This window comes from Paraburkholderia sp. CHISQ3, from assembly GCF_030464945.1.
Taxonomy (GTDB): Bacteria; Pseudomonadota; Gammaproteobacteria; order Burkholderiales; family Burkholderiaceae; genus Paraburkholderia; species Paraburkholderia megapolitana.
In genome coordinates, this window is record NZ_JALPRG010000018.1 from 13,777 (window position 1) to 39,197 (window position 25,421).

At 61.6% G+C, this 25,421-nt stretch carries 24 protein-coding genes and 1 pseudogene; 7 read left to right on the top strand and 18 right to left on the bottom strand.

Features of this window, described 5'->3' with window-relative positions; translation table 11 throughout:
• Window positions 1–349: 349 nt before the first annotated feature.
• From M0D65_RS31305 to M0D65_RS31325, 5 genes and pseudogenes are all read left to right on the top strand, one after another.
• On the top strand, window positions 350–2,158 hold the full coding sequence (locus M0D65_RS31305; RefSeq protein WP_266255935.1) for a peptidase S10: 1,809 nt from the start codon (window positions 350–352) through the stop codon (window positions 2,156–2,158).
• 59 nt (window positions 2,159–2,217) lie between these two features.
• Window positions 2,218–2,616 (top strand): 2-oxoglutarate dehydrogenase, encoded by a 399-nt coding sequence (locus M0D65_RS31310; protein WP_266255936.1) that lies wholly within the window; start codon window positions 2,218–2,220, stop codon window positions 2,614–2,616.
• Window positions 2,617–2,743: 127 nt separating this feature from the next.
• Window positions 2,744–2,968: a hypothetical protein gene (locus M0D65_RS31315; protein ID WP_266255937.1), complete on the top strand. Its 225-nt coding sequence runs from the start codon at window positions 2,744–2,746 to the stop codon at window positions 2,966–2,968.
• A 167-nt stretch (window positions 2,969–3,135) separates the two neighbouring features.
• Window positions 3,136–3,204: pseudogene (locus M0D65_RS31320) on the top strand (hypothetical protein); the annotation flags it as partial.
• A 136-nt stretch (window positions 3,205–3,340) separates the two neighbouring features.
• Window positions 3,341–3,823, top strand: coding sequence for an MATE family efflux transporter (locus M0D65_RS31325; protein WP_266255938.1), 483 nt, complete (start codon window positions 3,341–3,343; stop codon window positions 3,821–3,823).
• On the opposite strand, the gene M0D65_RS31330 is transcribed toward M0D65_RS31325, so the two are convergent.
• The 8 genes from M0D65_RS31330 to M0D65_RS31365 all read right to left on the bottom strand — a co-directional run bounded on the left by M0D65_RS31330 (window position 3,816) and on the right by M0D65_RS31365 (window position 10,965).
• Window positions 3,816–4,211: a PIN domain-containing protein gene (locus M0D65_RS31330; RefSeq protein ID WP_091006304.1), complete on the bottom strand. Its 396-nt coding sequence runs from the start codon at window positions 4,209–4,211 to the stop codon at window positions 3,816–3,818. The genes M0D65_RS31325 and M0D65_RS31330 overlap by 8 nt on opposite strands.
• A complete protein-coding gene (locus M0D65_RS31335) occupies window positions 4,211–4,453 on the bottom strand; it encodes an AbrB/MazE/SpoVT family DNA-binding domain-containing protein (RefSeq protein WP_266256023.1) in 243 nt (80 codons plus the stop codon). Before M0D65_RS31335 ends, M0D65_RS31330 begins: the two co-directional genes overlap by 1 nt.
• A 145-nt stretch (window positions 4,454–4,598) precedes the next feature.
• Window positions 4,599–5,087, bottom strand: coding sequence for a hypothetical protein (locus M0D65_RS31340; RefSeq protein WP_266255939.1), 489 nt, complete (start codon window positions 5,085–5,087; stop codon window positions 4,599–4,601).
• Between the two features lie 251 nt (window positions 5,088–5,338).
• A complete protein-coding gene (locus M0D65_RS31345) occupies window positions 5,339–6,364 on the bottom strand; it encodes a helix-turn-helix transcriptional regulator (RefSeq protein WP_266255940.1) in 1,026 nt (341 codons plus the stop codon).
• Window positions 6,365–6,392: 28 nt separating this feature from the next.
• A complete protein-coding gene (locus tag M0D65_RS31350) occupies window positions 6,393–8,228 on the bottom strand; it encodes a diguanylate cyclase (protein ID WP_266255941.1) in 1,836 nt (611 codons plus the stop codon).
• Window positions 8,229–8,469: 241 nt separating this feature from the next.
• The gene (locus M0D65_RS31355; RefSeq protein WP_266255942.1) at window positions 8,470–9,792 is read right to left on the bottom strand and encodes an ATP-binding protein; all 1,323 of its coding nucleotides are present in this window, start codon (window positions 9,790–9,792) and stop codon (window positions 8,470–8,472) included.
• Complete coding sequence (locus M0D65_RS31360; RefSeq protein WP_091006287.1) at window positions 9,792–10,451, bottom strand: response regulator; 660 nt, start codon at window positions 10,449–10,451, stop codon at window positions 9,792–9,794. The genes M0D65_RS31355 and M0D65_RS31360 overlap by 1 nt, the downstream gene beginning before the upstream one ends.
• Window positions 10,452–10,614: 163 nt before the next feature.
• Window positions 10,615–10,965 (bottom strand): hypothetical protein, encoded by a 351-nt coding sequence (locus M0D65_RS31365; protein WP_091006283.1) that lies wholly within the window; start codon window positions 10,963–10,965, stop codon window positions 10,615–10,617.
• Window positions 10,966–11,199: 234 nt separating this feature from the next.
• Here M0D65_RS31365 and M0D65_RS31370 point away from each other — a divergent pair, with 234 nt between their 5' ends.
• Together M0D65_RS31370 and M0D65_RS31375 are read left to right on the top strand one after the other, a co-directional pair.
• Complete coding sequence (locus tag M0D65_RS31370) at window positions 11,200–11,859, top strand: response regulator (RefSeq protein ID WP_091006280.1); 660 nt, start codon at window positions 11,200–11,202, stop codon at window positions 11,857–11,859.
• Complete coding sequence (locus tag M0D65_RS31375) at window positions 11,856–13,259, top strand: ATP-binding protein (protein WP_266255943.1); 1,404 nt, start codon at window positions 11,856–11,858, stop codon at window positions 13,257–13,259. The genes M0D65_RS31370 and M0D65_RS31375 overlap by 4 nt, the downstream gene beginning before the upstream one ends.
• On the opposite strand, the gene M0D65_RS31380 is transcribed toward M0D65_RS31375, so the two are convergent.
• From M0D65_RS31380 to ahpF, 10 genes are all read right to left on the bottom strand, one after another.
• Complete coding sequence (locus tag M0D65_RS31380; protein ID WP_266256024.1) at window positions 13,241–14,245, bottom strand: lysylphosphatidylglycerol synthase domain-containing protein; 1,005 nt, start codon at window positions 14,243–14,245, stop codon at window positions 13,241–13,243. The two genes, M0D65_RS31375 and M0D65_RS31380, sit on opposite strands and share 19 nt — an antisense overlap.
• A 71-nt stretch (window positions 14,246–14,316) precedes the next feature.
• On the bottom strand, window positions 14,317–15,495 hold the full coding sequence (hpnI, locus tag M0D65_RS31385) for a bacteriohopanetetrol glucosamine biosynthesis glycosyltransferase HpnI (protein ID WP_266255944.1): 1,179 nt from the start codon (window positions 15,493–15,495) through the stop codon (window positions 14,317–14,319).
• Window positions 15,492–16,937, bottom strand: coding sequence for a hopanoid biosynthesis associated radical SAM protein HpnJ (hpnJ, locus tag M0D65_RS31390; RefSeq protein ID WP_308076850.1), 1,446 nt, complete (start codon window positions 16,935–16,937; stop codon window positions 15,492–15,494). Before hpnJ ends, hpnI begins: the two co-directional genes overlap by 4 nt.
• Before the next feature lie 129 nt (window positions 16,938–17,066).
• Window positions 17,067–17,489 (bottom strand): Fur family transcriptional regulator, encoded by a 423-nt coding sequence (locus tag M0D65_RS31395; RefSeq protein ID WP_091006267.1) that lies wholly within the window; start codon window positions 17,487–17,489, stop codon window positions 17,067–17,069.
• 221 nt (window positions 17,490–17,710) lie between these two features.
• Window positions 17,711–18,388, bottom strand: a complete 678-nt coding sequence (locus M0D65_RS31400) for a hypothetical protein (protein ID WP_266255945.1) — start codon at window positions 18,386–18,388, stop codon at window positions 17,711–17,713.
• Window positions 18,389–18,466: 78 nt separating this feature from the next.
• Window positions 18,467–19,213, bottom strand: a complete 747-nt coding sequence (locus M0D65_RS31405; protein WP_266255946.1) for a hypothetical protein — start codon at window positions 19,211–19,213, stop codon at window positions 18,467–18,469.
• Between the two features lie 440 nt (window positions 19,214–19,653).
• Window positions 19,654–20,811 (bottom strand): alpha/beta hydrolase, encoded by a 1,158-nt coding sequence (locus M0D65_RS31410; protein WP_266255947.1) that lies wholly within the window; start codon window positions 20,809–20,811, stop codon window positions 19,654–19,656.
• 212 nt (window positions 20,812–21,023) lie between these two features.
• Window positions 21,024–21,395, bottom strand: coding sequence for an EF-hand domain-containing protein (locus M0D65_RS31415; protein ID WP_308076839.1), 372 nt, complete (start codon window positions 21,393–21,395; stop codon window positions 21,024–21,026).
• Between the two features lie 106 nt (window positions 21,396–21,501).
• Complete coding sequence (locus M0D65_RS31420) at window positions 21,502–23,310, bottom strand: peptidase S10 (protein WP_266255948.1); 1,809 nt, start codon at window positions 23,308–23,310, stop codon at window positions 21,502–21,504.
• A 478-nt stretch (window positions 23,311–23,788) separates the two neighbouring features.
• Entirely contained in the window at window positions 23,789–25,378 is a 1,590-nt protein-coding gene (ahpF, locus tag M0D65_RS31425) for an alkyl hydroperoxide reductase subunit F (RefSeq protein WP_266255949.1), read from the bottom strand.
• Window positions 25,379–25,421: the final 43 nt, after the last annotated feature.

Genomic DNA, 25,421 nt, shown 5'->3' on the forward strand with positions numbered 1-25,421 from the left:
ATAAATTCTTAAAAATTTGCAATTTGCAAACTCACGGAAAGCGTATCGCAAGAAATATTCATTTACACAAATTCATGGTTCGATAATAAATCCTGAATATGATTCGCCGAAAATTTCACGACCTGACACCGATGGTCTTTGAGTCTTCTTCTGTGGGGTTCTAGCCTTCGTGCTTCATTATTCCACATGCATATCTTCTGCGATCCCGGCGATCCGAAGAAGTCTCACTACCTCGCTCTCTATACCTTCGAAAGCAGAAATTTAATTCAACTTAAACTGTGACAAATGGTCAGATTTCTCGAAAACTAATTGGCACTTCATGCGCCTTACATTATTACCAGGGATAAGGATGAAACGAAACAGGAACGGTACTAACAGCGGCTATTGCCGGCACGGCCGATTGGTTGTACTGGGTGCGATGGCGATCGGCGTCATGGCACTCGCGGGATGCGGCGCAGGAGACGGGAGTTCATCATCCGGCAGCGCCGCGAACCTCAAGCAGACCGCTAGCCAGCAATCCAGTCCACCAACCGGCAATCAACCGTATGTCGATCCGGTGGCCTATTCGATGGGTGCGACCGACGGTCTGGCTGCATCGCAGGTCACCGAGAAGTCTGCCACGATGCAGCACCAGTGGACCTCCGGCAAGACCACGGTCAACTACACGACTACTGCCGGCCATCTGAGCGCAACGGATGCAAATGGCAATCCCGAAGCGTCGATGTCCTATTTCGCGTACACCGCGCCGAGCACGAACGGCGCACCGCGACCGGTTACCTTCATCTATAGCGGCGGCCCGGGGTCGTCGGCGATCTGGCTGCACCTCGGTTCGTTCGCGCCGACGCGCGTCGCCACGCCCGACCCGTTGTTCGGCAACTGGCCGAACTATCCCCGCGTCGACAACGCGGAAAGTCTGATTGCCACGACGGACCTCGTGTACATCGACCCGCCGGGCACCGGGCTCTCCGAAGCGGTCCTGCCGAACACGAACAAGACGTTCTGGACTTTCGATTCGGACGTCAACGTCATGCGCGACTTCATCGAGCGCTATATCGCGGTCAACCAGCGCAGCGCATCGCCGCTGTATCTCTACGGGGAGTCGTACGGCACGGCGCGTACCGATACGCTGGCACTGGCGCTCGAATCCGCCGGCGTACACCTGAAGGGAATCGTGCTGCAATCGTCGATCCTGAATCTGTTCGCCGATGCAACGGACGCCGCCATCGAGGATTTCCCCACAGGGCTCGCGCTCGCGACGGACACTCTGGCTGGCTACCTGCCGAGTTATGCGGAGGTCGCGGCGTACTACGACCAGGCTTCACCGACACCGATCGATCAGGGCCTGTATGCACTGCAGGTGGAACTGTTCGTGACGGCGCAATACCGCACGTTGCAAAACTATTCGCAGTCGTGGACGCTCAGCCAGATCGGTGCGCCCAATGCGCTCGGTACGCCGGTGTTCCCCTCTACGCAGACGCTGCAATCGTGGGAACTACCGTCGAGCTTGACGATGCAGGCGCTGCAAGGCTACTTCAACGCGACGCCTTACTCGACCAGCCTGATACCCGGCTCGAAGATCGGTCGATACGACGGACGCGTGTCGCTGCCGGTTTCCGATCCGCGGCTGCAAACCGATGCCGACCCGTCGGACATCCTGGTCGAGACGCCATTCGCGAATTCCCTGGCCACCCAGATGCCGGACTACTTCGGCTATACGGCGCCGAATGCGGCCTACGTGCCGTTCAACAGCAACATCATCTTCAGTTGGGACTACTCGCATGCCGGACAGGCGTTGGCCGATACGATCCCCGATCTGCTCGGCGCGCTGACGCTCAATCCGCAGCTCGCGGTTTATTCGGAAAACGGTTTCTACGATCTGGCGGCACCGTTCTTCAATACCGAGAAGCAACTGGCGCGGTTGCAGACCGTGCCGGGTCTGAATCCGAACCTGCAGGTCAGCTTCTTCCAGGGCGGACATATGACCTATCTGGATGACACAGGCCGCCCGCAGATGGCAGCGGATCTCACGCGTTTCTACAACGGCAGACCGATTCCGGGTGCGCTGACGCTGTGGACCCTGCCTCGTGCATGGCGCGACGAGGCAGCGGCCAGCACACCGACCGGCAGCACGCCGGTTACCCAGACCGCCGCGCCCTGAGCGATGGTGGGATACTGCCTGTTACGAGCCCCCGGCTCACCCATGCGATGCGAGTGATCATGTCTCTTACTGGATTGTTGCGGCGTATCTCACCGTTGATCGTGCTCGGTGCGGTCATCAGTTGTGCCCATGCGCTGCCGCCTCAAGCGGTGGCGCCGGTGACGCTGCCCCAGGGACGAGGGGGCGTCGACGGCCCGTTCTTCCCGCAAAACCGCGTGCCGGCGGTACTCCCGTCCACCGGCGCGAGCCTGCAGCAGCAGGCGCAGCAACGGGTCGAAGCGCAGCTCGGCGCCAACACGGCGCTCAGCAATGGCGCGTCGATCACGAAAGCGCAGGCGCAAAGCGATGGTCTCGGCTATGTCGCAGAACACTTCGACGCGATCGACAGCGGCCATACCGGGCGGGTGTCGATGAGCGACGTGCGGGCATATCTGCAGAAACAACAAACGCCGCAGTGAACCGCGAACTGGCATAGGAGCAGCCACGTGTCGATAACGGTGACGAATAATACCCGGATAATATTTACATCCGCTTTAACCCGGGTATTATTCGCGCATTCACACCGAACATCGACCGGAGCCTTCCATGCCAGACCTGCCTGAGGCCCATTGTTCAACGGGCTTCGACCCGCCCCGCTATCTCGAACCGACTCATGACGCCGCGCGCGCATTCGCGATGCGCAACGACGTCGCCGCGTTCCCGACACCCGCTTCTCACGCGCCCTACCTGGCCGGAATCGGGCACCGCACGGCGGCGCTCGAGGACTCGCGTCTACTACCGCTAGCGGTAGTCTCGACGCTCGTCGGGTAACCACCCGCCTCTCGTTTCACTCAACGCTTCAACGTTGCTCCGGGCGATTTGCCGCACCGGAATGGCAGCGCTTTGCCAAAGGAATCGATCGTGCCGCCTACAGCCAGTCTCGCGCTCCCCAACCTCGCCCGTTGTGGAGGACCTACCTTGCCATCCTCGTCCCGATGATGCTGACCAATATCCTGCAATCGGCTGCGGGAACCATCGATGGCATTTACCTGGGCCAGATGATCGGCGTCGATGCGATTGCCGCGGTGTCGTCGTTCTTCCCGGTGTTCTTCTTTCTTCTCGCGATCATCATCGGACTCAGTTCGGGCGCGACCGTGCTGATCGGTCAGGCATGGGGCGCGGGCAATCACGCGAGAGTGCGCGATGTCGCTGGGCATTACCGCGTCCATACTCGCGTCGCACGCTATCGGAGCTGGGAAGACAGAGCGGCTTGGTCGTATCGTGCGTACTGGCCTCTCGTTGAATCTCGCGGTCACGGGGAGTTTCGTAGCCGGCGCTTATGCGCTCGCGCCGACGGTGATCGGGCTGTTCCTGAAAGACGACGCGGTGATTGCGCTCGCGCTGCAGCTGCTGCATATCGTCGGCTGGAGCGTCGTGGTGCTGGGTCTTACGAACGTACTCGTCGGCGTGATGCGCGCGAGCGGAACCGTGCTTGATCCTACGGGGCTCGGTATGTTTGCGATTCTGTGTATCGAGTTGCCGGTCGCGACGTGGTTGAATTTCCGCATCGGGATGTCGGGCATCTGGTGGGCGTATGCGGTGACTTTTGTTGCGATGCTTGGGCTGCAGAGTCTTTTCTATCGAGGGGTCTGGAGTCGCAGGGAGGTTCGGCGGCTGTCTACTTGATTAACCGCAAGCCCGCCGACCTGGCGGCTTTCCCATCGAATGTCGCTGTGTACTCGCAATGTGCGTCATGGCAAACGCGCTCGATGAGGCAGTCCGCGAAGTCGGCCTTCGAGGAAGTGAACGCCCGAAGGGCTTTCCAGACCGTCCCCGCAGCTTCGACAGACAACTCTTTAGTTCGAAGGAGACCTTCGACCACTTGCGCGATCTGATCGCGATCTGCCGCATATAAGCTCGAGAGAACCCAGATGACCTCGACCAGGGCGACCTGTGTGACGTAACCTGGCTCCTCCACCGTCAGTGACTCAATCAATGCATTCGCCTTCGGCGATTGTGTCTTGTCATCCTGGGCGATGTATCGGACGAGAACGTTTGTATCGAGACCGATCATCAACCGTTCGCTCCGCGCGCGGCAATGGCCGCATTCATGTCCTCGACAGACACGGGCCTGGCTGGCTTACCGACAAGCCCCTTGAGCGATTCGACGGATTTTGTCGCTGGCACTAGCTCGTAGCGACCCGTGTCGTCGTTGAAGACGAATTCGATTCTGTCGCCGGTTCCCAACCCCAGATCGCTCCGCACGCCGACCGGAATCGTAACCTGCCCCTTTGACGTAATTGTCGCGAACGCCATCGCGTTCTCCTTGATTTCGAGTTTCCTTACTCTAAGGTAAGGAGGGAGAGAAATCAAGGTCTTCATGTGGGAATTTTTGCGACCCCTGTCGCACTACCAGTGGCTCAGGATCGTCCACGCACGCAGCCCTTTCATGCCTGCAACTTCACTGTCCCTCTCCCGACGCACTGTCGCCCCGCGCCGCGACCGTTGTCGTGCAGTCATTGCTACCGCGCAGGCGCGGGCCCGCCGCAACATTAGCCCCGGAGCATCCAGCCACCGGATGCTTCACCCCGTCGAGATCGGAGAAGTCACGATCCGATAGCTCCGCCGAATCGATTTCCGCGGTTGTCCGCGCAGTCGATTCCGCAAGCGGCGTCGTCAAATCGCGACCTGCGCCGCTGTCATAGACGACATAAATGAGCAGGACAACGCAGGCGGTCACCGAGAGCAACAAGATGATCCAGGCAACCCGGTCTGCCCAGTACAGACGGTCGTTTTCCAGCGTTGCGTAGGTGGAAATCGTCGGACGCAGGTTTGTGTGTTGCAGGACAGTCGTGCCGCGAAGCTCAAGGGCTGTGTCGTTGTGAGCCCAGCGCTGGCCGCGCAAAGCAGACCCGTCGCCATCGCGTTCTTTCCAGCGACGATCGCTCAAAGATTCAATCTGACACGACTTCGACGAACGCGCCTCTGAAAAACACCTGATCATGAAATCTCGCGCAATCGATAACTATGCGTGGTGGGCATGCAGCCGGGTTCCGGCACTTCACCGAAGTATCGCGGAACGCCGGTGGCGAATTCAAGGGCTGCGATTGGTATGCGATCCGCCGTCGACATTTCCGACGAAACGCATTATCTGATCTGATCTGATGCGCGGTGCCGCAGGGTTCGCGTAAGGAACCAAACCTAGTCGAGCAACCCAGCCATAGTTGCTTTCTCAACCGCTTCGTTGATTCGCGATACGCCGATTTTTCGATTGATGCGCTGATAGACCGACTTATACACAGTATGGATCGAGATGCCGAACTGTTCGGCAACGTTGCCGGCATCGCCGCCATATCGCAAGGTCTTGAGGACGATGGTTTCGTCCGCGGTGAGGTGATACGCGAACTCGGCGGTCTTGCGCAGGTGGCTCACCTGCCAGTCGAGCAATGCGGCAGACAGCGCTCGCAGGAGAATCCGGTTGTCCCACAGCGTCTGCTCGCCGGCCGGCGCCGCGATATCGTTGCTGACCTGTAGCATGCCGATCAACCCGCGGTTGATATGCGCCGGCAACACCATGCCGCTGACAAAACCGTGGGTTTTCGCCTCGGTCCTCAACCAGTGGTCTTCGCGGTGCAGGTTGATCTGCGAAGTGACGGCCGGCGCGACGTTGTTGCGCGCATAGACGATCCACGCATCGTTCATGTACCAGAGCCGGGCCAGGTATTGCTGCAGCCACGCGGGCCGGCAACCCGCGAGATAGCGGGTTTCGACGGCATCGCCCGTTGCGCTGTTATCGCCGTCAAAGCGCAGCCACTGATAGACGAACTGCGTGCCGCCCAGCGCCGCGACGATCGCGCGGGCCTTGAAGAGCAACTGGCCTTCCGAGCGACACGAGGCGAGTTCGCCGATGGCGTGTATCGGATCGCCGTGATCTATCGACGGCAATTCGCTCGCAGCGGCTTCGACATAGTGCCGGCGCAGCGCTTCGTAGATGCGCTGAAGTTTGGGTTCGTACGGATCGGCAGCGGCGAAATCGAAAAGATCGGCTGCGCGGTCGATCGGTACGACCTGGTTGAATATCGTCCCGTCGCGCTGCTTCAACTCACGCTCGATCACGAAGCCCGACGCGTCAAGCGACAGGCGCAGGCGAACGTGCTCCTTGAACACCTGGCATTCGCCTTCGTACAGCTTCCCTGGCTGGATCGTCTCGGACACACCGGCGTGCATTACGCTTCCTCACATCGAGGGCTGTTCCTCATTCCGGAAAAGCCTCATGGAAAGACCCGCTTCTGCGCTCTACACCGCGAAGCGTTGCCAGCCAGTCGATCTGGTCCTGCCGTCCGGCTTCGGCGACGAGCACATCGAGACTCAACTCTTCGCACAAACCCGCGAGCCCTCTCACCACCGCGCATGCCACCGGGTCACCGGGTATGGCCTCGATCAGATCCGGTCCGACGAACATGCCATCGACGGCGACGATCGTGACATTGGAAAACGAGGAACTGGACGACACCGTGGCGAGCACCTTCACGCCAGCCGCCCGGATCGCCGCGAGCTTGCCGAGCACGCCATGCGCAAGCTGATCGAGCCGTCCGCGGATGACGAGCCGCAACGCGTCAGGTTCCAGTCCGTATTCGCGCAGGTTGTCGGTGACGCAACCGAGCAGGTCGCCGTCGATCAGTTGTGTCGATGGGATCGTGACGGTCACGCGGGGCGCGTCGTAGCCTGCGTCGCGTCGCGCGCGGATCTCCGCGCACACTTCCCGCAACTGGAATTCGCCGAGCTGTACGCCGAAGCCGGACGACTCGGCCATCGGCAGCAGTTCGTTCTCGCCGATCGCGCCCACACCGGGCCGGTTCCAGCACACGCAAGCGTGCACGCCTGGCGGAGCGCCATCGGCGCGAACCGTACGCTGGAACTGCAAGACGAATTCCTTGCGAATGAAGCCGTACTGAATCGATTGATAGAACTCGAGCCCGCGCTCCGCGCGCTCGGACAGCTCACGCGTGTACTGACAGAAAGCGCTGATGTCCTTGCCCTTGCCGACAGCTTTTGCCGCGTACATCGCGAGATCGGCATGCGTGAGCAGATCGAACTCCGTGTCTTCGGCCTGCTCGTGCACCGCTATGCCGACGCTGGCGCGCATCCGGTAGCTGATCGCCCGCAGCACATAAGCCATCTGAAAGTCTTCGACAATCCGGTCGGTCAGCTCGCTTGCGCGATCCTGCGCGGCATCGCCCTCACCCTCGCCTTCCACCAGAATCACGAATTCGTCGCCGCCGATGCGGGTCACTTCATGGTGCTCGCCCGCGACCCGATGCAGCCGCTGCGCAACCATCTTCAGCAACTGGTCGCCGTCGCTGTGTCCAAGCGAATCGTTGATCCGTTTGAAGTTGTCGAGGTCGATCAGCAGAATGGCCAGCGTACCGACGCTTTCGGGCTTCGACGTCAGATCCTGAAGCCGTTGCGTCAGATAGTTGCGATTACGCAAACCCGTCAAAGTGTCGGTGTTGGCCAGCTTGGCGAGGCGTTCGCGGGCATCGCGTTCTTCGGTAATGTCGATACCGGAACACACCAGATAGATATCGTCTTCGCGACTACCGGTGCGCACGAACTTGTTGCGGAACTGAAAGAGTCGCGGCCCCTTGACGGTTTTCACCGTTCGTTCGACTGCGTAGGCTTCGCCGCGGTTGAAAAAGCCGTCGATGTTCTGCCGCGACGCACTGCCCTCCTCCGCGGACATGAACAGCTCCCACACGTTCTTGCCGATGACGTCCGTTTCGCGCAGCCCTGCGTATTCTTCCGCGAGCCGGTTAAACCGTTGAATGCTCCCTTCGCGGTTCACGATGACGACGAGCGAGTTCACTTCGGACAACACTGTCTCGGCAAACGACAACCCGCGTGCGAGGTCGTTTGCGACTGCTTCGCTGTTGGTGCTCGGCGATCCGGTCCCGCCCCACGTCGTCCGGTCGAGCTTGCGGCCCACAAGATAGAGGCGCATTGCGTGGCCGGCGAGCGTGACGTCGATCGAAAGTGTCGACGTTACGCCGGTCAGCGCGCGGATATTGTCGGCCTGTTCTGCGCTCAACATGACGGAGTCGACAGCCGGTCCTGTAATCGGACTCAGCTCGAGCGCGTTGCTGTCGGCTCTTAATCGCCATCGAGGGCTCAACGTCGCAAATTTCTCTCTGAGCAGAGCGAGCGCGTCGTCTTGAAGTCCGTCCATAGGCCCTGAGTAAGGAAGTGAATTGACGCACGGTGTGCAGAACTGCGAGGCGTCTAGGGTGATGCAGAGCGGACGACATTGTCAAGGCAACGAACGCGAGGCGAAATCAGAACCCCATCACACTGACCGCCAGTCCGCCGCTCTCGCGGTTGCGCAATGTCAGCGTTACCGCGTGCCGCTGCGCAACGCGTGCGGCGATCGCGAGTCCCAGTCCGCTGCCCTGCCCCTGAGCACCCTCGCCGCGATAGAACCGGTCGAGCACGCGCTCGAGTTCCGCCTCGGGAATGCCCGGCCCGGTATCGACGACTGCAAAACCGATACCTTGCCCGGTGCGCTGCAGGATCACATCGACCTTGCCACCGGCGGGTGTGTGCCGGATCGCGTTGTCGACCAGATTGCCGAGCAGAACGCTCAACCCGTGCGGTTCGGCCTGTACCGGGTAGGGATCATTGGGTCCGCTTGCTGCCTCGCACTCGAGACCGAGGTCGATCTGCTTCGCTTCCGCGAGCAGCGAGAAATCGCCCACCGCCTGCTCGCCGATGCGCCGCAGGCTGACCGGCACCATCTGTGCCGCCGGCTGCGCATCTTCGCGGGCGAGCGTCAGCAGTTGCTGCACGAGATGGATGATGCGATTCAACCGCCCTTCGATGCGCTCCAGCACCGGTCCCTCGCCTTGCAACGTGCCGTCGCGCGACGCGGCCTGCAATTGCAGCTTCAGCGCCGCGAGCGGCGAGCGCAGTTCGTGCGCGGCATCGGCGATAAACGTGCGCTGTGCCTGCGATGCCACACTGAGCCGTCGCAGCAGATCGTTCACTGCATCGACGAGCGGCCGGATCTCGACCGGCACGGGGCCGTCCAGTTGCAATGCATCGAGCGATTCGATCGAGCGTGTTGCGAGCGCACGCGACAATCCGCCGATCGGCGCAAGCCCGCGCGCAACCACCAGCAGTACGAGCACGATCGTCACCGGGACCAGCACACCGAGCGGCCACAGCGTATGCAACGCGAGACGCAACGCGAGGTCTTCGCGCACCGAAAACGGTTGCGCGACCTGGATGAACCGCTGCGACTGCTGCACGCCGAACATCCGCCAGTGATATTCGGCGCGTTCGATCGAATGAAAACCGGCCGGCTGGCGCTCCGGCACAGCTGTCTGGTGCGAGTGGTAAACCAGCTTGCCGTCGAGGTCCCAGATCTCGATGATGATGCGGTCGTCGGCGAGGTCGCCGAGATCGGGGCTGCGGTTCGCGTCGCTACCGGTAGACGCGATGTTCGCCGGCAGCGAGAGTGCCACCGTGCGCAGTTCGTAGTCGAACAGTTCGCTCGCCTCCTGGCGCGCGGTATGGAAGATGCCGAAGCCTGCGACAACCGATGCGCTCGCGAGGCCGAAAATCAGCCAGCCGAGCAGCCAGCGGCGTATCGACGCCATCAGATTCTCTTCAACCGGTAGCCCACGCCGCGCACCGTCACGACCTGCTCCGTACCGATCTTGCGTCGCAGGCTATGCACGTGGACTTCGATCGTGTTGCTGCCGACTTCCTCGCCCCATCCATACAGTTTTTCCTCAAGCTCGGTTTTCGTGAAGACCCGCGTCGGCTCTTCGATCAAGGCCTGCAGCAGCGCGAACTCGCGCGGCACCAGCGGCAGCTGCTCGCCGCTCTTCGTGACTTCGTGCGCGGCCGGGTCGAGCGTGAGCTCTCCGTGCGCGTAGACCGGCTGTTTCTGGCCGGTGCGTCGGCGCAATAACGCGCGCACTCGCGCGGCAAGTTCGTCGAGATCGAAAGGCTTGATCAGGTAATCGTCCGCGCCGGTATCGAGTCCGCGAATGCGTTCATCCACGGCGTCGCGCGCGGTCAGGATGATAACCGGCGCGATGCCGCCTGCCTTGCGATAGGCGCCGAGCACGTCGATGCCATCCTTCTTCGGCAGGCTCAGGTCCAGTAACACGAGATCGTACACGTCGTTGCCGAGCGACAGCTCGGCAGCGCGGCCGTCCTGGGCCCAATCGATCGCGTAGCCCGCCCGGCGCATCGATTCAAGCACGGTTTCGGCGATCATTTCGTCATCTTCGACCAGCAGCAGTCGCATTGTCGTTCCTGTCCGGTTCTGGGTGCCTGCATTGTCGAGGCTTACAGCTTAACGCGTCCTTAAGCGTTGCTTAAGGACGCGGCCGGCAGAATCGATTGATGTTGCGATGCGTCGACGCGTTGATCCGTCAACGCGGACGGGAGCGTCGCACGGCTGGGAGGTGTCAGGACTCGGCTAGCACGAACGGCCGGCCGGTAAAACGCAGGTGCAGTACCACCAGTTCGCGCCGCGGACAATCGTGCGACACGGCGACTGGACGTGCACGCTGGCTTTGGACGGTCGCGTGGGCGCTTTGCACGGCGGCATCGTACGCGAGCTGCGCGAAGCGGCGTGCGCCGATGACGGCAATGCCGATCAGCACGACTGCGCAAATGCGGAATGAGGTGGAATCAAACGTCTGTTCGGACAGCGGAGACACAAGCAAGGCCAGCAGCGCGACGACCTGTATGCCCATCGCCGCGAAGCACGCGGCCATCAGATGGACTCGCAACATGTCGACAATGACCAGCTTCATGGCATGACCTGATGTGACGCACGACAGGAACGACGCCGCGCTTTCATTTCCGTTTCGTCGATCTCGCCGCGCTGCATCGTGCTATTTGCACCGCGAGACGACCTGTTCGACATGCGGCTCATCGTATCGATTCAAGCTGAAGGTAACCTTAAGGATGACGACGTGAACGATCTGCAACGAGCGCTTGCCGTTACCGTGCATGACAACCGGTAAGCTTCTGCAAGGAACTCTCTCATGCGAGTGTTACTCGTTGAAGACGACGATCTGATCGGTTGCGGAATCGAAGCGGGCCTGCGCCAGGCAGGCTTCGCCGTCGACTGGGCACACGACGGCCGCAAGGCCGATCTCGCACTCGCCACCACAACCTATGCACTGGTCATACTCGATCTCGGTCTGCCGAAAATCTCCGGCATGACCCTGCTGAGGCAACTGCGCGACGCCGGTAACGATGTGCCGGTGCTCGTTCTCACCGCGAAAGGCACGGTGCTCGATCGAGTAGATGGACTCGAGGCCGGCGCCGACGACTATCTTGGCAAACCGTTCGATCTCGTCGAGCTGCTCGCGCGCTGCCGTGCGCTGTTGCGCCGTTCGCAGGGACGCAGCGTCGAATTGATCCGGCATGGCGATCTGAGCGTCAACCCCGCCACGCAAACCGCCATGCTCGCAGATGCTCGTGTCACATTGACGTCGCGCGAGTGGGCGATCCTGATCCAGTTGCTGACCCATCGCGGCATTCCTCAATCACGCTCGCAGCTCGAAGAGAGCCTTTATGGCTGGCAGGAAGAGATCGAAAGCAACGCGATCGAAGTGCATGTGTCGAATCTGCGCAAGAAACTCGGGGCCGCGCTAATCCGCACGGTGCGCGGTATCGGCTACGTGGTCGAACGCCCATGATGTGGTCGTCGATCCGTCGTCGTCTGATGCTGTTGATCCTGGCAGGCCTCGCGCTGATCTGGGGTCTTGCGCTGGTGTCGAGTTACCGGCAGGCCACACGCGAAGTGGCGGAATGGGAAGAGGCACGCCTCGCGGAGCTCGCGCAGATCCTGGCGCAACTCGGTCAGGCAGATCTCGTCACGCTGGCCAATGCGCGCATCGATGTGCGCGAAGAAGAGAAAGGCGGCGACCCCGGCGCAAACGACGAAGACGATGACGACACGCTGCCGCGCGACGCCTTGTTTCAGGTCCGCGATGCGCAGGGCCACGCGCTCGCAGGCAGTCCGCAACTCCATGTATTGCGCGCGTGGGACCTGCCGTTGCCGGCGTCGAGCGGCGCGCGGACCATCGTGCTTGGCAACGCCGCATGGCACACGTTTACGCTGCGTGAAGCGCCTTTTGGACACACGGTGCGCGTGTTCGAGCCCGCCAATACGCGCAGCGATCTGGTGAGCGGTGTCGCGCTGCGGATCGCGCGGCCGATGGTCATTGCGTTGCCGGTGCTGGCGCTGCTGGTGTGGTTCGGTATCGGCTGGAGTCTCGCACCACTGCGCACGCTCTCAACAGCCATTCGCGCACGCGATGTCAATCGCCTCGAGTCCGTCGACATCGGCCGCGCGCCCACCGAGGTCCGGCCGCTCGTCGATGCGATCAATCTCGTGCTGTCGCGTCTGCAACTATCGCTCGAACGCGAACGCGCCTTCACGGCCAACGCGGCCCACGAGCTGAAGACCCCGCTTGCTGCGATCAAGGTGCAGGCGCAAGTCGCATTGGGCGAGCCGGACGCATCGCTGCAACGTCTCGCCATGGAGCGTGTCGTGCAGGGTGTGGATCGCAGCGCTCGGCTCGCCGATCAGCTGTTGCTGCTCGCCCGTCTTGATGAACACGACAAGATGCCTGGTGCCGCACTCAAACCCGCTGTCGTGGCACAAGACGCGATACTGGCGCACAAGGGCCGCATGCAGCTGGCGCGTATGTCCATTGCACTGCGCGGCAGCCTCGATGCGCAGATCGCCGCCGAGCCGGTACTGATCGGCATCCTGCTCGACAACCTCATCGATAACGCGATCAAGTACGGACGCCCCGGCGGCCATATCGAAGTCGACATACGCGAAGAGGTCGGCCGTGTTTGCGTGAGCGTTCGCGACGATGGCCCGGGTGTCGCTACCGGCGACCTCGCGCATCTCACGAGCCGGTTCTTTCGTGCTACCGGCACACACGCAACGGGCAGCGGACTGGGTCTGTCGATCGTCGCCCGCATCGCCGAACACTTCGACGCGAACCTGCATCTCGGTAGCGGCATCGGTGGTCGCGGGCTGGCCGTCGACGTATCGTTTCCCGCCTACGTCGCCGCGCGCTGAGGCCCGGGCGCCCCCTGCCCCACACGCGCCGACGATTCAGCGAATTGCCACGCGAACAAACCGGGAACGAAGATCAGCAGGTCGCGAACTCGCCGTGCGCCCGCGAGAGCAAGACAGGTCGCCGGATCGAGACCGAACGCAGCGCCGATCAGAATGAAACCGCCCTCCTGCACGCCGAGCCCACCGGGCACGAAGAACGCAGCGCTGCTCACGGCCTGAATCAGCGATTCGATTACCACCGCCTCGATCAGCGTCACATGTGCGCCGAGAAAATGCAGCGCGAGCCAGATCTCGACAGCGGTCAGTACGCATTGCAGCGGTTGCCAGAAAAACAGATAGCGCAGCACAACCGCGCGCCTGCGCCAGATCAGCTTGATCGCCTGATCGATCTGCGCGGACTGCCCGACGAGCGCGGCCAGCTTGCCGCTCGTCATGCGGTTGAGCACCCGCGTCGCCCGCTCGAACGGACTCGCATGCTGAACCACTGCGAACAGCACGAGCAGCGGCGTCAGCGCGACGACACCCCACGCGAGCTGCCCGGCCAGACGCAACGTATCCGACTGCGCATGCGCGAACAGATAGCCGATGCCGGCCAGCGTGAACAGCAACTGGCTGATCACGGTCAGCTGCATATCGACGATCAGGCCGCCCGCTGCTGTCGACGGCCGCACACCGCGGCGTCGAAGCATCCGGAACGATACGACCTCGCCACCGATACGCGCGACCGGCAGCATGCTGTTCACCGACTCGCGAACCCACACCAGATGCAGCATCGCCGCGAGCGACGGCCGGTTTGCACCGCGCATCAGCGAACGCCAGTCGCAGGCGTTGGCGAGCATCGGCAGCAGATGGGCGATGGCGGCGAGCAGCACGCCTGCGCCCGCGGTGCGCAACAGTCCGAACACCGCTGCGGGGTGACTGCTCCACACGAGCCACAGCGAGACCAGCAGACCGGCGAGCGCCGTCGCGCGGCCCAGGTGTTTCATCGAAGCTGTGCTGTCGGGCGCGCTGTCGGTCGCGCTCTCGCCATCGCCGCGCCAACCCGGGAGTCCGCGCATCATCCGTTGCCCACCGGTCGTTCATCCTGCACCGCCGTCAGCAGCCCATCGCCGTCGACGTCGAAACGAAAGCCGCGCCACATCACGCGCGACGAGCGGAAGCTGAAGACGAAAATCGCGAACGAAACAAGGTCCCAGAACGGCAGTAACCACAGACCGCCATGCGCCTGGCGCAACGCGCGGTCAGACGACATCTTCAGTGCGAGCCGCGTAGAGATAGCCGCCGGCACCAGCAGCCACGACCACGTCAGCGCGCCGGACAGCAACACGGCAAGCAGCGCAAACGCTAGCGGATGCATCAACGCAGAGCCGACATGACCAAGCGGATCGATGCTGCGGATCGTGCGACTCCAGCGCAGTTCATGCGAGATCAACTGACGCGCACTGGTTTCGACGCATGCATGTGCAATCGCAAACGGCGGAACCACGACCTTCTCGCCAATCATGCGTACCGCTTCGCCGATCGCGTGATCTTCGGCGAGATGGTGCACGAAAGGCGCGAATCCACCGATCTTCTCAAGCGTGTCGCGACGCATTGCAATCGTCTGGCCGAAGCACGGGCGCGCAAGTCCGAGCGTCAGTCCGGTCACGACGCCCGGTAGAAAGTGATAGTTGATCGCCTTGGCCGATAGACGCGGCCAGAAGCCCGGATCGGGCTGCCCGTGATAAGCGCACGTGACAAGACCGACGCCAGGGTTCTGCAGTTCGCCGACCAGATGGCGCAGATACTCGGGTGGCACGCTTACGTCGCTGTCGGCGAACACGAGCACGTCGTGTTGCGCCTGCGGCAGCATGTTGAGGATATTGCTGATCTTGCGGTTCGGACCGTACAGACGCGCATCGGCGACGACCGTCATATGCGCATCGGGATGCAGGCGTCGAATCTCATCGACAGCCAGCAGCGCAGGATCATTCGAATCGTGCACGCCAAACAGGAATTGCACCGGACCAGGATAGTCCTGCTCGCAGAAACTCCGCAGATTGGCAAGCAGTGCCCACTCGTTGCCGTGCAAAGGTTTAACGATAGTGACCGGCGGAAAGCTCGTCGGCTCGGCCACCGGTCGCGCAAAAAAACGGCCGATCAGGACCGCCGCGAGCACCGTATAGACGATGCCAAGCACCGCCCCCACGCCGCACGCATAAGCGAGCACGAGGGCGATCAAGTGGGCGGTAATCACGCCTCGTGCGCACGCAGGAAGCGGAAGAATTCGACGCCTTCGCGCAGACGCCGCTTCATCATCTCCCAGCTCGTCAGCATCTCGCGCACGATCTCCCAGATCTTCGACGGCCGGAAATAGAACTGCCGGTAGAAGCGTTCGAGCTGGTGGTAGATCTCGTCGCGCGACAGATGCGGATAACCGATCGCCGCTAGCTGCACACCCGAGCGGCTCACCAGGTTGATCACCTTGTTCTCTTCGAGCCAGCCGTTCTCGACCGCCTGGTTGTACAGCGTCGTGCCCGGATAAGGCGCCGCCAGCGAGACCTGGATCGTGTGCGGATTGATTTCCTTCGCGTACTCGATCGTCTTGACGATCGTCTCCTGCGTCTCGCCAGGCAGCCCGAGAATGAACGTGCCGTGGATCTTGATACCGAGCGTGCGGCAGTCTTCGCTAAAGCGGCGCGCGATGTCCGTGCGCAGACCCTTCTTGATGTTCAGCAGGATCTGGTCGTCACCTGATTCGTAACCCACGAGCAGCAGGCGCAGGCCGTTCTCCTTCATGATCTTCAGCGTCGCGTACGGCACGTTGGCCTTCGCGTTGCACGACCACGTCACGCCGAGCTTGCCCAGCCCACGCGCGATCTCTTCCACGCGCGGCTTGAAGTCGGTGAACGTGTCGTCGTCGAACATGATCTCCTTCACTTCAGGCATGTTGTCGCGGATCCACTTCACTTCTTCGAGCACGTTCTCTACCGAGCGTGTGCGATAACGATGGCCGCCTACTGTCTGCGGCCACAGGCAGAACGTGCACTTCGAGCGGCAGCCGCGGCCCGTGTAGATCGAAACATACGGATGCTTCAGATAGCCGATGAAGTAGTTATCGATCTTCAGGTCGCGTTTGTAGACCGGCGCGACGAACGGCAGCTCGTCCATGTTCTCGAGGATCGGACGCGCTCCGTTGTGTTCGATGGAGCCATCCGCCGCGCGATAGCTCAGGCCCAGGATCTGCGCGAACGGCTTGCCTTCGGCGACTTCCTGGCAGGTGAAATCGAACTCTTCGCGACAGACGAAATCGATCGCCTCCGATGCCGTCAGCGAGTTATGCGGATCGACCGCGACCTTCGCACCGACCATGCCAATCAGCACGTCCGGACGACGCTTCTTGAGGTCTTCGGCAAACAAGGCATCGGTGGGAAAGGACGGCGTGCTCGTGTGGATCACGACCAGCTCGTAGTCTTGCGCGATATCGAGTGTCGCGTCGACAGACAGCTCGTCGGCGGGTGCGTCGAGCACGCGGCTACCGGGTACGAGCGCCGCGGGCTGCGCGAGCCACGTCGGGTACCAGAACGAGCGGATCTCGCGCTTCGCCTGATAGCGCGAACCCGCGCCGCCGTCGAAACCGTCATACGACGGTGCCTGCAAAAACAGCGTTTTCATGAATGCTCCGGCCAACCTCGACAGGCGCCGAGCGGGTTGTCGGCGCCTCGTGAACCGCTTCCCCGCAGGCTGCGCAGGCGATGGCGCGAATGGTACGGGGCAAAGCTGAAGGAAACCTTAAGGGCGCGCCTCGGGGCGCGACACGTAGTCTGCTTAGCTCGCGTGACTTCTACATGTCGCACACAGACCGAACAGAACGAGCTGACGATCAGCTAACTGAAAGTCCAGATCGCTGGCAATTGCAGCCTGACGCGCATCGATCACGGGATCGAAAAATTCCTGAACGCATCCGCAGCCGGTGCAGATCAGATGATCGTGGCGCTTGCCGTCGCTCAGCTCGTACACCATGCGGCCATCGCCGAACGTCACGCTCGCAAGCAGTCCAACGTCGACCAGTTGCCCCAGCACGCGATAGACGGTAGGCAGACTCATATGACGGACTTCTTCGGTGACGCGCCGGTAGATCTGCTCCGCGCTCAGATGCACATGGCCGTGCGTGCGAAACAGATCGAGTACCAGAACGCGCGGACGTGTGGCTCGCAGCCCGACGTTCTGCAAATCTTCGTGAATGGTCATGAGGGTGACATCGTGCTGTGAACGCCGGTTCCTGGTGGATGCGAGCCCGTGCGGGCACTCGACCGACGCAGCGGTCGCCTCCCTTCGGCGCGTAGCTGTCAGGAAGCGCGGCATAGATCGCGGCTACTATCGACGCAGCTTGCTTAAGGGAACCTTAAGTGCGTGGTGGACGGCGGGTGTGGTGTGGATTGGGGATTGGTGCGGGGGGGCACGTCGGCCGGTTACATCAACGCGCCTCTATCGGTGCGTTGCAGCGGATGAATACCGTGCGCCGAACCTTGCAACAGATAACCCGCCAGACGCGGGACGACACTCACCCACTCCTGTGCGTAACCGTCCGTCGCGAGTATCAGCCGATGCGTGGTGGCACAATCGCCATCGAACGAGATCGAATACTCGCCGATCACGATCCGTTCCCCGGGCTCGAGTTGCGTGTCGTCGTCGCACTCCGGTTCGTGAGGAAGCACGACCAGCTCGCCGTCACCACAACAGAGCGAGCTTTCATACGCGGCGATGCCGCTCGTGCTTCGGCCGAGGAAGTCGATGGGTTCCGAGGTCTTGTTCACGAGCCAGAGCGCCTGCAGATCCGAACACCGATCGAGGTAGGGAATCGCCAGGTAAAGGCCCGCCGGCGCATCGTCGAGATAGCGATCGAGATTGGCCGCAGCGAGCCTGTCCGCAAGCAGACGCCGGCGGTCGGCCAGCTCGGCGAAGAGATCTTCGTCGTCTTCGTCGTCGTCCGGCCGGTACCCTGCAAAGGTTTCGAGCGCATCGCAGGCGGTGTAGAGCCGGGAATATCGATCGATGTCGGCCGCAAGCGCCACACTCACATCGGGGTGACACTGATCCACTACCCAGCGCTTGATATTGAACACCGCTGTTTCTGTCGACCTTGCCATATCCACTCGAATGTCATCAAAAGATTGCCGGCAGATGCGGGGAACCCGACATCAGGCGATCACGCACCACGACGCGCATTAAAGACCGACTTCCCTCGGGTCGAGCTTGGACATCGGCACCGCGCACTCCATGACGATCTCGAGCGCAGCGCCGGGATCGATGACCGCTTTCGACACATCCATCGCAGCCTGTATCGCGAGGCCATACGCGACGTGCCACTCCGACGGCCCGTTGCAATGCTTCTGAACGGCGGGCTGGATCAGCGACCAGAATGTCTTGATGTAGTCGACGGGCAGGTCCTTGACCGGTCTGCCCTCGGGAAAGCGCGGCACGCCGAAATCGGTGCCGCCGCAGGTCCGGCTGACATGCGCGAATATTGCGGACAGATCGGGGGGCGTGCCGCCCAGTTTGCGCGCGTGGCTCGCGCTCAGGGACCAGACCGAATACTGGCTCTCGGCCAGCATCTCGTTGAGTGCATCGCCAAAGTAGAAGACGCGCCCATCGAGCGTTCTGACCACATGCAAAGGCGGCAATGCGTTCGCCCGCCGCGAATATTCGTCGCGTATGCCCATCTGGCAGGAGAAACCGGCAAGCGAGCCGAGCACACCGAAGAGCGTCTCCACCGGCACGCCCTGCCGGCTCTTGAGCAGCTTCATCAGCGTGCGCGAAATCTCCTTGCTGGCGGCTTTCACGCCGGCCATCGACGCGCAGGTCCGCTGTGCCCCGATGGCAGGCACTCTTGCGGCCCCTGACGAAGCCGGGCCGGACGAAAAGGTCTGTCGCACCGCCGCGGCCTTGCTGGCATCGACAGAGTCGGTTCGCACACTACGTCGCCTGCTGAACGGATTCTCGAACATCGCTTTTCCCTTTTTGGTGCATCGCATGCGCGGGTGTCGTCACTGGCCGTGGTACGAACCGGCTGCACCGGGCACTTACAACAAGACGATCAAGCTGGGCACGGCTTTCATTCGAAACGTCGTTTTATGCACATTGAATCTTCTGAACGACTTTCTGGAAGACACAAATGATACTAATCGGTCCACTTCGGCCGCTTGATCGCTTGAGACGGGCTGAGTCTGCCATCTGGCGTCACCGGTCGCATCTTTTATGGGATAACAAAGGAGAATTGAGCTTTGAAGTATCGTTTTTCGATACTGTGATGCGCGGATAGAACAGGCAAACGGCACGACGAAACACTGCTGCTTCACACGTCATCGCCGCCGACGACGTGTGCCTTCTCCAGCATTGGACATCCGCCGGACCATCACGGCGACGGCGCGTGGACACCTTGCGTCGTGCCAGTGACGACCGGGCACGATGCCGGTACCGCACCATCGAGCAGCACGGCCATGCCGCAATCCGACGTGAACATACCGAGGTTGTCGTGCCCGATGCCTGGCACTTCGACCACTTTCTGCTCGAGACCGGACGGATGTCGCCGTTTCAGATAGTCGAAGTACGCGAGCCCGCGCGCGAGACGATAAGGGCCTTGCGCCATGGCGGCACAGGAGCGATCGATGAAATGCGTGTAAGGATCCGTATCGGCTTCGCCGAGCAGATACACGACATTGCGCGCAACATACCGCGATTCGAGATCCTGCGGATTCTGCGAGGAAACGTAGGTCGGCGCGGACTTGAGACCATATCGCCACTGCGTCGCGCGAGGACAGGCATCGGCCAGACTGACCGGCCGTTCGTCGTCGAAGTACAGGTAGTTCGACGAATTTGCGACGACATAGCGGACCGAGACGCCGGCGCGAACCAGCGCCTCCCCCTCACGCCCCACTACTGCATACCGCTGCACGAACTGGGCACCCGCCGAATGACCGAGTACGACGACTGTCGACAGCGCGGGATAAAGACGCCGGTCGGCAAAATGCGCGAGCAATGCATCGAACGCCGTGAAGGAGCTGATCGCGCCAGGCTGGCGTGCCGACTCGCCGCCTTTCCATCCCTCCTGCGTCCAGGCGAGAGTCGACGCGGGAAGCGCGAATGCCCGCGCATCGGATTCGGTCAAAAACTGCGGTGCGACGACCATCGTCCCTTCGCCGAGGGCACCGGCCTTGTCGAGGATTTTCTGCCCGGTTGCATAGTAGACGTCGGCATTTCTGAGCGTGCCGTGAACCACGATGAAGACCCGCTTCACATCGGGCGCAGTTTCATCGATCGGGCGACTGGCATAGATGGGCAGTACCGCGCTTGCCTCCGGTGTATCGACGGGTATGCGCTGATTTGCGACTGCCTTGACGGGCGCGTTGAGCACGTCGTGCTGGGAGGCTGCATGGGCGGGTCGGGCACCGCCCAGCAAGATTGCGCCTGCGAACCAGACAGCCATGAATAGCGCGATCGACAACCGCTTTCTGCTGGCCGGTCGCGCAGTAGCGGGCAAGGTTCGATCAACGACAACAGAAGTAAGTGGCATATCGGTGGCCCGCGGTCCTCGGTGAAGGGGATAAAAATAGTCACCGATACCGGGAAAATCGTCAATTCGGCTCGACGCACAACGCAGAATGCCACATCGGCAACACCACGAACAAAACGGCCGCATGCACAGGCAGGCGGCCGTCTCATTGCTTCACAACGCAGCGCAACGCATCTGCGCATTGCGCGAGACGCGTCACAGCGGGTCCACGTTTACTTCGACGACTCCAGATAACGCTTCACATCGTCGGCGGTTACTTTGCCGGTGCCGTTGCGGTCGATCGCCTTGAAGTTATTGGCCACGTAACCGAGCCCGGCTTGCTGCGCCTGAGCCTGGGTCATCGCGCCCTGCCCCAGCGCCGTCGACTTGAGGCTCGCATCGAGCCGCGCATCCGCTTGCTGGTCGAGCGTCGTACCGGTGGACGGTGTCTGCTTTGCCGTCGGCAGGCGCGTCGGGAAAAACGGACCGTCCACACCGCCATGTCCGCTGGCATTCGCCGCTGCAACTGCCTGCGTGTCGCCGGCCGCGTACGCGCCCGATACGACGCCGAGCAAACTCGCGATCAGGCAGATTCGCACTGTCATACGCATCGTCATTGTGTCTCTCCTGTTAGGCGCGAATGCACAGCTACGCAGCTCCGCAGGCACGCAGCGCAAAACGTCGCTGCGTATGCTGTGTATTCGCCATGATTTAGTTTGCAGCGGCTTTCACCGCGCTCGATACAGTCGCCACATTCGTGGCAGCCGGCGTATTCGCAGGCGTCGCGTCGGGCCATGCGTTACCCAACCCGGCCAGCGTCGTCGCACCCTTCACCGCACCGCTCTGGTAGTACTGCACGAGGTCAGGCATCAATTGCTGACGCGAACCGTCGTCGAGGTAAATCATGTGGCCGCCCGTGTACTCCTTGATCTGGACGTCGGCCTGCAGATTCGCCACCGTCTTCAGGCGAGCCAGCTCATGTTCGGTGTTGACGTACGGCGTAGCCAGGTCATGCCAGCCGTGCAGCGTCAGCACCTTCAGCGCGGGGTTCAGCTTGATCGCGGCAAGCAGGTCCGGCACCGTATCGGGCAACACCTGTCCGCCGTGCGAGAAGTCCCACGCGTTGATGACGTCGTTGTTCAACGGGACATACGTCGCATTCGGCGCCTTGTACTTGAGCACGTTCGGCATCTGCGTCGCGAGCACGTTCGTGAACGGTGTCGAGATCAGGATGTCGGACGGATCGGAATCGCTTGCGAGTCGCGGGTCCGAATTCGGCAGCGACACGCGTCCGTCATACCGGCCGATCGTCGAACCCGGCACCAGCGACGTGCCATAGAACGCGTTGCCGAAATACGCATTCAGCGCGGATACCGACATGCCGGTCAGACTGCTCCACTGCGCGTAGGTGGGCGAATCGGGGAAAACCGGATTCGGCACGAGCGGCGAGCCCGCGAATTCGAACGTTTGCCCGTACTTCGCGAGCGTGTCGTACTGGGTCGTGACGAAGCTGCTCAGTTCCGGCGCGTAAGCAAGCGGGCTCGACGGCGCCGGGCTGACCTGGCCAAAGAACGCCGCGACCTGTGCAAACGACGGGAACAGACCGGCCATCGAATCAGTGCTGTATTTGAGTGCCGAAGTGTTGTCGCCGAAGGTCTGCGCGAGGTTCGGCATGCCCGAGAAGTAATTCAGAATCGGCGATTGCAATACGACACCGGTCAGATGCACGCCGGCCGTTTCGAGCGCGAGCGACAGCATCGCGGTACGCGGACCGCCATACGATTCCCCGTACAGGTAGGTCGGCGAACCGGCACGATGATTCGCCGCGATATAGCGCTTGATGAAGTCGCGCATCACGTTGACATCCGGGTCCGCGCCCCAGAATGTCTTGTTGGTGTTCGGCAGGATCGCTTCGGACAGACCGGTGCCGGGCGGATCGATAAACACCATGTCGGTGGTCGCGATCAGGCTTTCCTTGTTCGGCACTTCCGGATAGTTCGGCCAGTTGCCCATGTAGGGATCGGGCGTCGCGACCCGGGTCGGTGCAAACGAACCGAGGCGCAGCCAGATCGATGCCGATCCAGGGCCGCCGTTATAGAAGAACGTCACCGGGCGGTTCGAGCCGTCCTGGCTAGGCGCTGTGTAGGCCACATATGACATCGACGCTTCAGGTTGGCCCGAGGGACTGGTTGCCGTCAGGTGACCCGTGGTCGTCGTGTAGGCGATGTTCTTGCCGCTGCCACCGGTCCATTGATGATGTGCGACGGCGACCTGTTCATTGGCCTGCGCGGCATTCAATCCGTCGCCGGCCTTGGCGGAATAGGCGGTGTTATCGACGGTCGGCTGATCGGCTGCGGTGTTGACATCGCCGCCGCAGCCGGACAGTGCAAGCGCGAGTGTCAACGCACTGACGCCGAGACCGATCTGCGTGACGCGTCCAAGCGGCTGACGGGGCCGGGTATGGCGCGACGTCGACGTCGCAGATAGCGGGAGATAGTGGGAATCGTGGGTGCCTTGCATTGCTTCTTTTCCTCCTTGTGAGAGTGCCGTGTTTATCCAGCGTGCTTGCCCAGGCTCAGCCGCATGGACGTGCGGGAGCCTCCGCGCGAGCGGTGTCTCTGTGTATTAAGTATGTCTAGCTAATCTGCTTTTACTGGCCGCGACCGGAGTGCCGTGACGAACTGACAATCCGTCTCGCCTTGCGGGAGATCGCTTGGTGAACAACAGGTGGTGCCTTACCGGCCCTTACGAATTGAGCGTGACGATATCACAGGGTTTGTAATCGTTTGTCACATCTCGGTGGTAGGGATCGATGGCAAAAATAGCGGAGATTTGAAAGTCGTTTTGCCTCAGCGGTTTAACGCTTTTATGCCCAGCAGAAGAGCGATTTCTTCTGAGCCGGATTCGACGTGCAACAACACGGGAAGAAAAAAATAAATCGCTCGCGCCTCTCTTGCAAGGGACGCGGGCGATTCAGGGAACTAGCTGCTGCAATCAATCAGGCTTCGACCAGTGCCTCGTCGCGCGGGCTTTCTTCTTCGACCGAGCTGCGAATCAGATGATCGAATGCGCCGAGCGCGGCTTTCGCCCCTTCCCCCACGGCGATCACGATCTGCTTGAACGGCACCGTCGTTACATCGCCGGCGGCGAATACGCCGGGCACCGACGTTGCGCCCTTCGCATCGACCACGATCTCGCCGTGCTTAGACAGATCGACGGTGCCTTTCAGCCATTCGGTATTCGGCACGAGACCGATCTGCACGAACACGCCTTCGAGTTCGACGTGTTTCGTCTCGCCCGATACGCGTTCCCGATAGACGATACCGTTGACCTTGCGGCCGTCGCCGGTAATCTCGACGGTTTGCGCCTGCGTGACGATCGTCACGTTTGCGAGGCTGCGCAGCTTGCGTTGCAGCACCTCGTCGGCACGCAGTTGCGCGTTGTATTCGAACAGCGTCACATGGCTCACGATACCGGCCAGATCGATGGCCGCCTCGACACCCGAGTTACCCCCGCCGATCACCGCCACGCGCTTGCCCTTGAACAACGGACCGTCGCAATGCGGGCAATACGCGACGCCATGATTGCGATACTCGCGCTCGCCCGGCACACCGATTTCGCGCCAGCGCGCGCCGGTCGCGAGCACGATCGTCTTTGCGCGCAGCACTGCGCCGCTGGCAAGATGCACCTCGTGAATGCGGCCCGGAATCAGCGCTTCGGCACGCTGCACATCCATGATGTCGACTTCGTAGCTTTTCACGTGCTGTTCGAGCGCGGTCGCAAACTTCGGTCCTTCGGTTTCCTGCACCGACACGAAGTTTTCGATGGCGAGCGTATCGAGCACCTGGCCGCCAAAGCGTTCGGCCACCACTCCAGTCGCAATGCCCTTGCGTGCGGAATAGATCGCGGCCGCCGCACCAGCCGGACCACCGCCGACGATCAACGTGTCGAACACCGGCTTGTTCTGCAACGCTTTGGCTGCGCGCGCGCCAGCGCCGCTATCGAGCTTCGCGAGAATTTCCTTCACGCCGCTGCGGCCCTGGCCGAATACTTCGCCGTTCATGTAGACGGTCGGTACGGCCATGATCTGGCGCGTCTCGACCTCGTCCTGAAACAGCGCGCCATCGATCGTGACCTGCTGGATGCGCGGGTTGATCAACGCCATCACGTTCAGCGCCTGCACGACTTCCGGGCAGTTCTGGCACGACAGCGAAATATAGGTTTCGAAACGATAGTCGCCATCGAGCTCGCGAATCTGCTCGATCACCGCATCGTCGAGCTTGACCGGATGGCCGCCCACCTGCAGCAGCGCCAGCACGAGCGACGTGAATTCATGGCCGAGCGGAATGCCGGCAAAGCGAATACCCGTGTCCTTGCCCGGCTCGCCGATCGAGAACGACGGCTTGCGTTGTTCATCGCCGCGACGTTCGATGACCGTCACGCGTGCCGACAGCGACGCGACGTCGTTCAACAGCGCGAGCAGTTCCTGCGATTTCGCACTGTCGTCGACCGACGCAACCAGTTCGATCGGCCGGGTGAGCTTTTCCAGGTACGTCTTTAACTGAGTCTTGAGATTGGCATCCAGCATGGCGATTTCGATTCCGTGACGATGAAAGGCTGCACGGCGTCAG

Bases quoted from the DNA above. Each gene is read 5' to 3' on its own strand.
- M0D65_RS31310 (WP_266255936.1), top strand. From the start codon at position 2,218: ATGTCTCTTACTGGATTGTTGCGGCGTATCTCACCGTTGATCGTGCTC.
- M0D65_RS31355 (WP_266255942.1), bottom strand. From the start codon at position 9,792: ATGGCGTCGATACGCCGCTGGCTGCTCGGCTGGCTGATTTTCGGCCTC.
- M0D65_RS31315 (WP_266255937.1), top strand. From the start codon at position 2,744: ATGCCAGACCTGCCTGAGGCCCATTGTTCAACGGGCTTCGACCCGCCC.
- M0D65_RS31395 (WP_091006267.1), bottom strand. From the start codon at position 17,489: ATGACCATTCACGAAGATTTGCAGAACGTCGGGCTGCGAGCCACACGT.
- M0D65_RS31345 (WP_266255940.1), bottom strand. From the start codon at position 6,364: ATGCACGCCGGTGTGTCCGAGACGATCCAGCCAGGGAAGCTGTACGAA.
- M0D65_RS31360 (WP_091006287.1), bottom strand. From the start codon at position 10,451: ATGCGACTGCTGCTGGTCGAAGATGACGAAATGATCGCCGAAACCGTG.
- M0D65_RS31410 (WP_266255947.1), bottom strand. From the start codon at position 20,811: ATGCCACTTACTTCTGTTGTCGTTGATCGAACCTTGCCCGCTACTGCG.
- M0D65_RS31370 (WP_091006280.1), top strand. From the start codon at position 11,200: ATGCGAGTGTTACTCGTTGAAGACGACGATCTGATCGGTTGCGGAATC.
- M0D65_RS31380 (WP_266256024.1), bottom strand. From the start codon at position 14,245: ATGAAACACCTGGGCCGCGCGACGGCGCTCGCCGGTCTGCTGGTCTCG.
- M0D65_RS31330 (WP_091006304.1), bottom strand. From the start codon at position 4,211: ATGATCGGTCTCGATACAAACGTTCTCGTCCGATACATCGCCCAGGAT.
- M0D65_RS31335 (WP_266256023.1), bottom strand. From the start codon at position 4,453: ATGGCGTTCGCGACAATTACGTCAAAGGGGCAGGTTACGATTCCGGTC.
- M0D65_RS31305 (WP_266255935.1), top strand. From the start codon at position 350: ATGAAACGAAACAGGAACGGTACTAACAGCGGCTATTGCCGGCACGGC.
- M0D65_RS31375 (WP_266255943.1), top strand. From the start codon at position 11,856: ATGATGTGGTCGTCGATCCGTCGTCGTCTGATGCTGTTGATCCTGGCA.
- M0D65_RS31350 (WP_266255941.1), bottom strand. From the start codon at position 8,228: ATGTTGAGCGCAGAACAGGCCGACAATATCCGCGCGCTGACCGGCGTA.
- M0D65_RS31415 (WP_308076839.1), bottom strand. From the start codon at position 21,395: ATGACAGTGCGAATCTGCCTGATCGCGAGTTTGCTCGGCGTCGTATCG.
- ahpF (WP_266255949.1), bottom strand. From the start codon at position 25,378: ATGCTGGATGCCAATCTCAAGACTCAGTTAAAGACGTACCTGGAAAAG.
- M0D65_RS31420 (WP_266255948.1), bottom strand. From the start codon at position 23,310: ATGCAAGGCACCCACGATTCCCACTATCTCCCGCTATCTGCGACGTCG.
- M0D65_RS31325 (WP_266255938.1), top strand. From the start codon at position 3,341: ATGTCGCTGGGCATTACCGCGTCCATACTCGCGTCGCACGCTATCGGA.
- M0D65_RS31400 (WP_266255945.1), bottom strand. From the start codon at position 18,388: ATGGCAAGGTCGACAGAAACAGCGGTGTTCAATATCAAGCGCTGGGTA.
- M0D65_RS31365 (WP_091006283.1), bottom strand. From the start codon at position 10,965: ATGAAGCTGGTCATTGTCGACATGTTGCGAGTCCATCTGATGGCCGCG.